Source organism: Candidatus Omnitrophota bacterium (assembly GCA_028715965.1).
In the GTDB taxonomy this organism is placed as follows: domain Bacteria; phylum Omnitrophota; class Gorgyraeia; order Tantalellales; family Tantalellaceae; genus JAQUQS01.
Genome location: JAQUQS010000064.1, coordinates 1 through 2,823 on the forward strand (window position 1 = coordinate 1; position 2,823 = coordinate 2,823).

Sequence of the window (2,823 nt, forward strand, 5' to 3'; positions counted from 1 at the left end):
TCTGGCTCTGTGGGTTGGTCAGGGTGTAGGGCAGGTTGTTGGCGTAGTAGGCGTAGCCGAAGTTGCCTGCCGGGGTGGACATAGTTGCCCTGTTGCCCACGTTATCGTAGGTGTAGGAGACAGTGTCGTTCATGTTGGGGCCGTCGAACGAGGTAAGCCATGTCCTCGTGTTGTAGGAGTAGACGGTTGTACCCTGTGAGTCGACCATGGCGAAAACCTTGCCGTATTTGTTATAGGCGTATTCGACGGTGGAGTCGTCTTCGTAGGTCACCAGAGAGAGCCTACCCGCGGCGTCGTAGGTGTAGGTTGTGGTATTGCCGTTGGCGTCGGTCTTGGTCTTGAGCTTGCCGTTCTTGTAGTATGTATAGCTCGTCGGATTGTTTAATGGGTCAGTCTCTGTCAGGACGACGTTGACGTTGGGGTCGTAGGTATAGGTGGTCGTGTGGGTGTTCTGGTCGGCGACCGATATGAGGTTGCCCACCTCGTCGTAGTTGTAGGTGGTGGTGTTGCCCAGGCCGTCGGAAACGGTCTTTATGCGGTACATGGGATCGAACGTGCGTATCTCGACGGATAAGAGAGAGTTGTCGGGCTTGTATTTCTTCATGGTGGTGTAGTTCTTGCTGTCGCCTAAAAGCGGCGGGGAATCCTCATATGTAAATTCCGTCATCTCGCTGGTCGGGTCAGTAACCTTGGTCAAACGATTATATTGGTCATCGTATTCGTAATAAGTAGTGACGGGATTGCCGTTAACATAACGGGTAAGTTCCGTCATGTTTCCGAAGGCATCGTAGTCGTATTCGGTAATATTTTGTTCCGCATCGGTTACTTTAACGCACTGGTTGAGCTCGTTGTATTCATAATCAGTTTCATGGCCGTTAGCGTCCTTGAAATTCAAGAGGTTAGAGTTTTTGTCATAGGTATACTCTTCGTAGCTGGAGTCGGGGTAGGTTTTCTTCTTAAGCCTTCCGAGACCGTCGTATTCATAGGTTGTCGCCGTATCATAACCGCCGAGATCTCCGTATTTCGAGGAAGTCATGCGGCCGAGGCTATCATAGGTGTATTCAACGTAATTGCCGACGCCGTCCGTTTCCTTCAAAATGTTACCTTTTGTATCATAAGTGTAGGTCGTTGTTATGTTCTCGGGATCGATGACGGCGGTAAGGCAACCATACTGGTTGTATTGTTTTTCAACGGTCGAAGTGCCCTGGTTATTCGGAGCGGGGGTATTTCTGAATATTAAGTTACCATTGTCATCATATACGTACGACCAGGATCTTTCCTTTGCGTCTACCATCCATTCAATATAATTGAACGAATTATAGTGAAAATATGCGCTATGGGCTTCTTCGTTGTCCAAAGTTTCAACCAAACCATAGTGATATTTATTCGACCAACCGCAGCCTCTGCCGTGTTCGTCGGTTATCGAATTACGCATATATATATCGTCGAACGAATAATACGTAATTCCGCCGTTGGAATTGGTGATTTTATTAATTTTGCCCTTTTCGTACTCATAAATGTTGGTGCGTCTACGCGCATCCACGACCGTAGTGACGCCTATTTCGAAGAGGTAGTCGTAAGTAGCAGGGTTATCTAGCGCGTCCCTTACCTCAACGCAGACATCGCTAATTCCCGACGGATCCTGTTCGTAGGTATACTCCGTCCTGTGATGCTCGGCATCTTCATAGGCCGTGATATTGTGAATATAATTGGCGTCTTCATATTCGTACGTTTCAGAATAATTTTCAGGGCCAGTAACCAAAGTAAGGTTGCCGTTACCATCATAGCTGTAATTATAAGTCACGTAAAGCGATCCATTTCCGCCGACTACCGTAGCTATCCTTCCGTTACTATACGTAATAAATAGATACCTGCTACTATTATCACATATTCTTAAATGATTCGCATCCGGATAGAGATATATTAAATAGTTGCCGTTAAGATCCTCAATCCTTTTTATCCGATGAGTGGTAGTTTCCGTTACATAATTTTCAAAATAGTATTTCTGCAATCCGTACATTACGGTATAGCGCATCCAGTAATATGTCCCATCCTCGTTCTTTAAGACATATGAACCGTCGCAATCGGGCGAATAATAGAAACCTTCCCCGTCGTACTCATAGCTGAATATCGTACCGTCGGGCGTTGTTACTAAGACATACTGAGGTGTATCGCCATCCGCAGGAATTACTTTCAATTTAACGTCATACGCAAGCGCCCAACCAAAGCCCACCTTCCCATCCACTTCGCTGCTCGACGAATATGTCCTTTTAAGGCTGAGATTGATGCCATGCTTTCTTCCCTTGCAGGGTATAAATATATCTTCTTTCGGTATGATAACCTGGCCGCCGGTTATCGCAATGGGATCAAATACATCGTCGCATTTTTGTCCCCCTTGCGCCACTTCGCCGTTACCCGTGCGTGCCATTCCCATACCGCCATAAGGTTGAGGATTGCGGCCAATACCAGAATCGGAGAGATTGTTCGCCATCAAATAATTACCCGGAATAAGCTGTCCTCCGAGCGCATCTTCGCCGGTACCCATGCGCGTCATTCCCATGCCGCCGTCAGGCTGAGGATTATGTCCGGTGCCTGAATCCGAGAGATTGTTCGCCATCAAATAATCACCCGGAATAATCGGGCCTATCTTTCCGTACTCCAGCGTCCACGACCCGTTCGGATATACACCGGGATCATTTTTCGTGGTCCCGCCTTCTGACGCTCGGCGGTTTCCGCCTTTTATGCTTGCCAATTCGTCGTAAGCGAATTCCTTAATGCTTGGATCTGTCTTTACGGCGATGATCTGTCCCTGCCAGCATCTGT

Annotated in this window: 1 protein-coding gene; it reads right to left on the bottom strand. The window is 47.5% G+C overall.

Features of this window, described 5'->3' with window-relative positions; genetic code table 11:
* The coding region (locus PHH49_08755) for a DUF6531 domain-containing protein (protein MDD5489029.1) at nt 1-2,823 on the bottom strand (2,823 nt) is incomplete at both ends.